Origin of the sequence: Mesorhizobium sp. INR15, assembly GCF_015500075.1 — a bacterium.
GTDB lineage: Bacteria > Pseudomonadota > Alphaproteobacteria > Rhizobiales > Rhizobiaceae > Mesorhizobium.
In genome coordinates this window covers 2,927,174-2,935,682 of sequence record NZ_CP045496.1, presented here as the reverse complement: position 1 = coordinate 2,935,682, position 8,509 = coordinate 2,927,174, and the positions used below count along the sequence as shown (strand labels likewise).

8 protein-coding genes are annotated in these 8,509 nt (G+C 63.8%); all 8 read left to right on the top strand.

Annotated features, from left to right (window positions below; all coding sequences use genetic code 11):
* Positions 1–15 precede the first annotated feature (15 nt).
* The 8 genes from GA829_RS14325 (at position 16) to nadC (ending at position 8,442) form a co-directional block, all read left to right on the top strand.
* On the top strand, positions 16–384 hold the full coding sequence (locus GA829_RS14325) for a hypothetical protein (protein WP_195179112.1): 369 nt from the start codon (positions 16–18) through the stop codon (positions 382–384).
* A 402-nt stretch (positions 385–786) separates the two neighbouring features.
* Positions 787–1,986, top strand: a complete 1,200-nt coding sequence (locus GA829_RS14320; protein ID WP_195179111.1) for an ABC transporter substrate-binding protein — start codon at positions 787–789, stop codon at positions 1,984–1,986.
* A 44-nt stretch (positions 1,987–2,030) separates the two neighbouring features.
* Positions 2,031–2,720, top strand: coding sequence for a thermonuclease family protein (locus GA829_RS14315; RefSeq protein ID WP_195179110.1), 690 nt, complete (start codon positions 2,031–2,033; stop codon positions 2,718–2,720).
* An 87-nt stretch (positions 2,721–2,807) separates the two neighbouring features.
* Positions 2,808–3,629: a GGDEF domain-containing protein gene (locus GA829_RS14310; RefSeq protein ID WP_258052291.1), complete on the top strand. Its 822-nt coding sequence runs from the start codon at positions 2,808–2,810 to the stop codon at positions 3,627–3,629.
* Positions 3,630–4,040: 411 nt separating this feature from the next.
* Positions 4,041–4,997: an NUDIX hydrolase gene (locus GA829_RS14305; protein ID WP_195179643.1), complete on the top strand. Its 957-nt coding sequence runs from the start codon at positions 4,041–4,043 to the stop codon at positions 4,995–4,997.
* A gap of 66 nt (positions 4,998–5,063) precedes the next feature.
* On the top strand, positions 5,064–6,038 hold the full coding sequence (nadA, locus tag GA829_RS14300) for a quinolinate synthase NadA (RefSeq protein WP_195179109.1): 975 nt from the start codon (positions 5,064–5,066) through the stop codon (positions 6,036–6,038).
* Positions 6,035–7,576: an L-aspartate oxidase gene (locus GA829_RS14295; protein ID WP_195179108.1), complete on the top strand. Its 1,542-nt coding sequence runs from the start codon at positions 6,035–6,037 to the stop codon at positions 7,574–7,576. The genes nadA and GA829_RS14295 overlap by 4 nt, the downstream gene beginning before the upstream one ends.
* Entirely contained in the window at positions 7,573–8,442 is an 870-nt protein-coding gene (nadC, locus tag GA829_RS14290; RefSeq protein WP_195179107.1) for a carboxylating nicotinate-nucleotide diphosphorylase, read from the top strand. Before GA829_RS14295 ends, nadC begins: the two co-directional genes overlap by 4 nt.
* Positions 8,443–8,509: the final 67 nt, after the last annotated feature.

The window sequence follows — 8,509 nt, the reverse complement described above, 5'->3', positions numbered from 1 at the left end:
GAACGGGGTGGGAACATGAACAAAATCTTGCGTATCGCTTTCGCGGCCGGACTGTTGTCGATCCTCTCCACAGGGTTGCAAGCCGCCGACATCATCGGCGGCTCAACGGCAGACTATTGCCGTGTCGCCGGCAATTCGGATCTGGTGCGGACGGAAAACATCATCGACCTGAAGAACCAGGTCGTGAAGCTGATGGACGAGTCGGTCGCCGTCGCCAACAGTTCGGAATGGATCAATTCATCCCGGCCCGTCTTCTTGTGGGCGTCCGAAGCCAAGGTCGCCTGCGGCAAGGCCTACGGCTATCTGAAGACGAACTACCGTGATGAAGACTATCTCGACAAGTGCGAGTGTTTTCATGAACGCATGGTTGAGTACATGAACTGATCCGGAAACGCGGGAACGCGCCGGTTGCACCGATGATTGGCGATCAGACGCCGCTTGCCGCGATCGCTGAAGCGATCGCATTGGCCAGCCCCTTGCCGCTGGCCGCCCCGGCCAGTTCTCGCGAGTTTGAACAACCCTCCAGCGGCCAATGGGATGCGGCAGACCCGCTGCGGTGCAGGGTCCAAATGGCCGCAGCAGGCCTTCAAGATGTTCGCGACATGCCAGCCATCGCGCTCCGGCGTCGAGCCGGCGTTGGCGCATGCCGCGATGGAAATCGAAAGCAGGTCCGATCCTGATGTGCGCGGCGGCGTTTCTGTGAGACGATGAGCTGTTTTGGTCGACGACAGGCCGGGAAGGACGGAAGACCGCCATGTCAGGCGGCACATAGGGGTGGGGGCAGTCATGGAATTTGGCCGACAGGTCCATAGTCCACGGGCTTGGGCGGTAGCCTTGGTGCTGGTGGGAGCCTTGCTCGGCTGTCAGTCGAAAGGCAGTGTGTCGGATGCGCTCGATCCGGCTGCCATCAAAGCCGGCAATCCGCCGGCCGGCGGAGCTGTTGCCGGCCCAAGCCAGGCAACGCAGTCTCTCGGCACCGGGCCAACAAAGGTTGCGTTGCTGCTGCCCCTGTCCGCGCCTGGATCCGTAGGCGAAAACGGCAGAAAAATGCTCGATGCCGCCAAACTCGCGATGACCGACCTTGGCAATCCCCTGCTCACGCTGACGGTCGAGGACACGCGCGGAGACGTCGGCTACTCCCAGCAATTGGCGATAAAGGCCATAACCTCAGGCGCGAAAGTCGTCATCGGCCCAACCGAGCTGCCCGCGGCCCAGCATATCGCCAAACTGTCGGGCTCGAACCGGCCGCCGGTCCTGGCTCTGGCCGACAATTTTGCCGGCGGTCCCGGCGTTTACGCCGTCTGCCTCACCGAAGCGGACAGTGCCGCGGCCGGGGCCGGCGCGATCGCCGCGAAGGGCGGCAAGAAGTTCGTTTTGCTCGTGCCGGCAGGCGCGAATGCCAGTGTCGTCGAACACCGGGTCGCCAACAGCCTCAGCGTCTATGGAGCCAACATCGCCGTCACCATCCCCTACTCGGCCGGCGACAGCGGCGCGAAGGCGGTGGCAGACATGGGCTCGCTCGTCGACGTTCCCGACGCCGTTATCGTCGCCAGTGGCGACGGCAGTCCGGCGCCGATTCTCGTCGCCCTGAAATCAAAGGGCATTCCAGGAAAAACAACGTCGATTGTCGGGACAAACCGCTGGCTGGACCGTCCGATCGATCCGCTTTTTGAAGGTGCGTATATCGCCATGCTCGATCAGCGCGAAACCGGTCCCATCGCGGATCGGTTCAAGACAACCTTCAACTACCAGCCTGACGTCAACGTCGCTTATGCCTATGATATGGTTGCCCTGACGGCAGGGATCGCGAGCGCGCTTGGACCCGGGAGTTTCAACAGCAAGGTCTTCGAGAACCCAAGCGGGTTTCGTGGATCGACAGGCTTGTTCCGCTTTCGCGCCGACGGGTCCAGCGAACGGTCGATGCCGTTTTATCGGATTGAAAAAGGTGCGCTCAAGCTGGTTGCCAAATCGACATCGAGTTTCTGACTGGCCGGGGCTTCGCGCAACAAGGCCGGGCGCGGTGTAACGTGATGAGAATATCGCGCCGCGCCGGCATCACGATTGGGATCGGAAGCCTCCAGCTCCTGATCGGGATCATGATGATCGTCAAGGCCGCCTCGCTTTTTCCCGTCGACAGGCCTGTTGCCGACGCGCCTCCTCAAATCGGCACCGATCAACCTGAACTTCCGATCCGCCCCTTCGTCAATTCGGCACGCAGAATTGCTCAGGATCGCATCGCGCCGCCGCAGGTCGAGGCATCGGACATGGAGCGCGTCGAGCCGCGTTCGCCGCTTGGCGAACTCGGCCTTGCGCCAACGCCGAAAACGCCGATGCCGCGGGATTGGCGCGAGATGCTGCTCTTCAGCCCGCTCGCTACATCCTCGGCCGGCTTCGAAGCAATGGGGCGAAAACTGACAATCAGCGGTGTCGAGAGCGTCGGGATCGACAGGATGTGCCTGTCCGGCGCCAGTTCCTGGCCCTGTGGGCAGCGGGCTCGCGCGGCTTTCAACCGCTGGCTCCGTGGCCGGGCGCTGAAATGTTTCGTACCGCCGGAAGTCGACCGTTACCCGATCGCCGCGCCCTGCACACTGGGCAAGCAGGATGTCGGTGCCTGGCTTGTATCCAATGGCTGGGCTTTGGCCTTGCCAAGCGGTCCCTACGGCAAGGCTGAAGGCGTGGCCAGGACGGCGGGAATGGGGATCTTCGGGCCGCCGACATGAGGGCATTGGCTATTCGTCGGCACGATCCGCGACTGGTCCCTGAGGGCGGCCCGTAACGAAATGACCTGACCAATCCATCAAATTGTATTGTCCTTCGAAACCGAAATCGTAACTTGCCGGCTATATCCTTGTAGATTCAAACAGGAGATGGCCGTGACAAAAGCACTGGCGGACGCCCCAGCCCAACCATGGAAGAGCATCCTGCGGTTGGCTGTTCTGGGCACGATCGGCAGCCTGTGCGTGTCTCTTGCCTTGAACTATCTGCTTTTGTTCAGCGATGCCCTGACGCCATTCGGACGCGGCGTGATCACCGCAACGGTTCTGCCCGTGGTGATTTGCCTGCCGCTGTTTGTATTCATAGGCCTGAAGCTGGCCGAAATCCGCCGCTACAGACGGGAGCTGAACAGGGCAGCCACCTATGACGGACTGACCGGCTGCCTGAACGGCACGGTTTTCACATCATTTATCGAACGCAGAGCGGTCGGCGTTTCCACTGCCGGCTCGCGGTCTGGTGCTTTCCTCGTCATTGAACCCGAACATCTGCGCGCCATCAACCTGCGCTTTGGCCTTGGCTGGGGGGACGAGGCCTTGCGGCTCATCGCGTCGACCATCCGATCGTCCGTGCGCGCTGAGGATATCATTGGCCGCATAGGCGCTACGATGTTCGGAGTGTTCCTGCCCGGAGCAAGCGAGGACGACGCCAGGAACGTCGGCGAGCGCATTCGAGAAAGTGTCTCGCGCATCTATTTCGCGCCGCAAGGCGCCGAGGAGATCCTCGCTGTCAAAGTCGGTGGCGTGGTCTTTGAGCAGGAACTGGCATTCGAGGACATGTTCCGGCCCGCCGAAGAACGCCTGTTCGCGGCCCAGCCAGGAGACAAATTTGAACTGTCGCGTGTCACGAGCAATTGAAACAAGGATAATGTGCGCCGAAGGCGTAGGCATTTTGATGCCCGCCGCCATGGCGTTCTGAGCCGGCCTGGCTGGCCGCTACGGAACCGGACCCATGACAAGCACGATCGAGGCCAGGTAGGGCAGCGCCAGCCGCAACCGGTGCGGCACGCTGCACGCCGCCACCTCGCCTCCACAATATTCCGGCCGCCGGCATCATTGTTCTCGATTCAAAATTCTGGAACGAATAGACAATATCGGAAGAGGCTTATGGCAAAGGCGTTTGTCACGGCGGCTCGACACGTCGAGGCGTGAAAGGACTTGCCGCTTGGCGCGTGAACTTCTCATCGTGAAGCTGAGCGGCGACGCGGCGTCGTAGGGCATGAAGACCGAGGCGCCATGCAGTTACCTTGGCCGACATTCGCGGATGAAATCGGAGATATTTTGAAGCAGCCAGCAAAAGCCGACCAGCGACTTTCAATTGTGGCTGAACTGATCGCGGTGCTGGCCGCCGTAACCACTGGTCAGCCCCGCGTCATGACCGTCGAGAATGGAACGGCCCTGCCCTCCGGTCCGTTCGAGCTTGGGCACCGCTCGCTGCAGTCCGGCCTCAGGGGCTGGGTGGAACAACAGACGCGGCATCCCCTGGGCTATATCGAACAGCTCTACACGTTCGCCGACCGCGACCGGGCAACCGACGAAGCACACCGGGTGATTTCGATCAGCTATCTCGCCCTCGCCCGCGAAGAACAGGCAGCATCCGCCGACGAGGCAACCTGGCGCGGCTGGTACGACTATTTTCCCTGGGAAGATCACCGCGGCGGCATCCCGCCGGCGCTGCCGAACCTCATCGTCCCGCGCCTGAACGCCTGGGCGGAGGCCGCTGACAGCCTCCAGATGCGCAACGACCGCCAGCAGCGGACGGCAATCGCCTTCGGTCTCGGCGAACACGCCTGGAACGAGGAACTGGTGCTGCAGCGCTACGAGCTGCTTTACGAAGCGACGCTTGTCGCGGAGACACATCGCGACAAGGTCAAGGACAACACGCTGTCGGCGCTCGGCCCGGCCATGGCGGCGGATCACCGACGCATCCTGGCCACCGGCATCGCCAGGCTGCGGGCCAAGATCAAGTATCGTCCCGTCGTCTTCGAATTGATGCCGCCGACATTCACGCTGCTGCAACTCCAGCGCAGCGTCGAGGCGCTGGCGGGCCGGCTCGTGCACAAGCAGAATTTCCGGCGGCTGGTCGAGCAGCAGGAGCTTGTCGAAGAGACCGGCTCGATGACGACCGAGACCGGTGGCCGGCCAGCCAAGCTGTTTCGGTTCCGGCATGGCGTGCTGGCCGAGCGCGCGGTTGCAGGGACAAAATTGCCACTCTCACGTGCTTGACATTTCTTATGCTCAATATAAGCATATGTCCCATATATACTCATATGGAGCATATCTCGAATTGCAATGGCAAGCGAACAGACCCCGAGTTCCGCACTCTACGACCGCGTGCGGCGCGTCATTCCGGCCATCGAATGGCCGGCCTTCGCCGGCGATATCGACGCCATTCTTGACCTGAAGCGGCGGCGTAACGCCGTCATCCTGGCGCACAATTACCAGACGCCCGAGATCTTCCACTGTGTTGCCGACATCGTCGGCGACAGCCTGGCGCTTGCCCGCAAGGCAATGTCGACCGAGGCTGACGTCATCGTGCTGGCCGGCGTGCATTTCATGGCCGAGACGGCGAAACTGCTCAATCCGCAAAAGACCGTGCTCATTCCCGACCTGCGGGCAGGCTGTTCGCTGGCGGATTCCATCACCGCTGAGGATATCCGCCTGCTGCGGCAACGCTATCCGGGCGTGCCGGTGGTCACCTACGTCAACACATCGGCCGAAGTGAAGGCAGAGTCCGACATCTGCTGCACGTCAGGCAACGCGAAAGCGGTCGTCGAGTCTCTCGGTGTTCCCCGGGTGATCATGCTGCCGGACGAATATCTCGCCCAGAACATCGCTGCCCAGACCGACGTCGAGATCATTGCCTGGAAAGGCCATTGCGAAGTGCATGAGCGCTTCACGCCCGCCGACATCCGGCAATTGCGCGAGGATCATCCAGGCGTGACGGTGCTGGCGCATCCCGAATGCCCGCCAGAAGTGGTGGCGGAAGCTGATTTTTCCGGCTCGACCGCTGCCATGTCCGACTATGTCGGACGGCAAAAGCCGCCCCGCGTCGTGCTGATGACCGAATGCTCGATGAGCGACAATGTCGCGGTCGAGCATCCCGAGGTCGACTTCATCCGGCCCTGCAACCTGTGCCCGCACATGAAGCGGATAACGCTCGCCAACATCCGGACAGCGCTGGAGCAGAACCGCCACGTCGTGACCATCGACCCGAAGGTCGCCGGACCCGCGCGGCTGGCCGTCGAGAGGATGCTGGCCATATGAGCATCGACATCCACGGCCTTACCGGCCGGCCTGTCATCATCGGCGGCGGCATCGCCGGACTGATGACGGCGCTGCATCTGGCGCCCGGGCCGGTGCTGCTGCTGTCGCGGTCGCCGCTTGGCGCGGACGCCTCCAGCGCGTGGGCGCAAGGCGGGCTAGCCGCCAGCCTGGGCGCCGATGACGACCCTGCGCTGCATCTCGCCGACACGCTGGCCGCCGGCGACGGCCTTTGCGATGCGCAAGCCGCAAGGCGCATCCTGTACGCGGCGCCCGCCGCGATCGAGCATCTGGCGCGGCTTGGGGTTCGCTTCGATCGTGCCGGCGACGGAACCCTGCATCTGGGGCTGGAGGCCGCCCATAGCCGCCGGCGCATCGTTCATGCCGGGGGTGACGGCAGCGGACGCGAGGTCATGCGCGCGCTTGTCGCCGCCGTGCGGTCCACGCCGGGTATTGAGGTCATCGAAGGCGTCGAAGCGTGCCGGCTGGCCATGAACGACGGCAAGGTCACAGGCGTCCTGGCGCGTTCCACGACGGGCCTGCTGTTCTTCGCCACGGGACGGGTCGTTCTTGCCACTGGCGGCATCGGCGGCCTGTTCCATGACACGACAAACCCGCTCGGCAGTTGCGGCCAGGGCCTGGCGCTGGCAGCGCGTGCCGGTGCAACCCTCGCCGACCTCGAGTTCATCCAGTTCCACCCGACCGCGCTTGATGGCCCGGGCCGGCCGATGCCGCTGATCAGTGAGGCGGTTCGCGGCGAAGGCGCAATAATCGTCGACGAGACCGGGCAGCGCTTCCTCGATGGCGTGCCGGGCGCCGAACTCGCGCCGCGCGACATCGTCGCGCGCGCCGTCTGGAGACATCTTGGCGACGGCCATCGCGCCTTCCTCGACGTGAGCGAAAAACCGGGCGCGGCTTTCGCGAAGCATTTTTCAGAGATCGCCGCGGCCTGCCGCAACATCGGCATCGATCCGGCGCGCGACCTCATCCCCATTCGGCCGGCCCAGCATTACCACATGGGCGGCGTCGCCGTGGACCTGGCCGGGCGTACTTCCGTTGCGGGTCTCTGGGCTTGCGGTGAAGTCGCTGCGACCGGGCTGCATGGCGCCAACCGGCTTGCCAGCAACTCGCTGACCGAGGCCGCCGTCTGCGCGCGCTGGGTCGCCGAGAGCGTGGCGGGTTCTCCCGAGGGCTGCGCAACGCGAATGGAGGCGACGGAGCAGCCGGCGTCCGATCCTGGACCCATACGCCCTCTCCTGTCGCGTGCCCTCGGCGTCATCAGGGACGGCGAAGGGTTGGAAGCGACCGCGCGTGGCTTGCTGCCGCTGGCGCAACGCCAGGGCACGCCATCCGATCCCGCCATTGTCGGGCTGATGATCACGATTGCCGCCTTGCGGCGCCAAGAGAGCCGCGGTGCTCATTTCCGCACGGACTTTCCCCATCATGCGGCCGTCGCCCGCCGCTCCGAAATCACGCTTCAAGCCGCCTTGACGGCAGCGCAAGAGATCGCACACACGCCAGCGTTGGAAAGCGTCACATGACGAACCTCTCGCCACTACCCGCGATCATGCTCGAGCCTCTGGTGCGAACCGCTCTCCTCGAAGATCTTGGCAGGGCCGGCGACCTGACCACCGATGCCATCGTGCCGAAAGACAGTCATGCCAGAACAGTGCTTTCGGCGCGCCAGGCCGGAACTGTCGCCGGGCTCGATCTGGCGGTGCTGGCGTTCCAGCTCATCGATCAGAATGTCGAGATGACCATAAATCACGCCGATGGCAGCGAAATCGCGCAAGGCGACATCATTGCGTCGGTCAGCGGTCCGGCGCGGGCCATTCTCACGGCGGAACGCACGGCGCTCAATTTCCTCTGCCATCTGAGCGGCATCGCCACGGCCACGGCATCGGTCGTCGCGGCGATCCGCGGCCATGGCGCGAAAATCGTCTGCACGCGCAAGACCACGCCGGGATTGCGGGCGGTCGAGAAATACGCGGTGCGCGCCGGAGGCGGCTGCAATCACCGCTTCGGCCTCGATGACGCGATCCTGATCAAGGACAACCACATCGCCATCGCCGGCGGCATTCGCCCGGCCGTCGAGCGGGCGCGGGCCGGCGCCGGCCATCTCGTCAAGATCGAGGTCGAGGTCGACACGCTGGCCCAGTTGGAAGAGGCGATGGCCTTCGCCCCCGACGCTGTCCTGCTCGACAACATGTCGGCCGAGCAATTGCGCCAGGCGGTGGCGATGGTTGCCGGCCGGGCGATCACCGAGGCGTCGGGCAGGATCACGCCCGCGACAGCGCCCGCCATTGCCGCGACCGGTGTCGACCTGATTTCTATCGGCTGGTTGACTCACAGCGCACCGATCCTCGATATCGGTCTCGACTTCAGCGAGCTTGACGGTCCGGACTGACCGGTCGACCAACTCCAACGGATCGCGCGGGTCGCGGCGTCGGCCGAACGCGCTTGACAAAACAGCG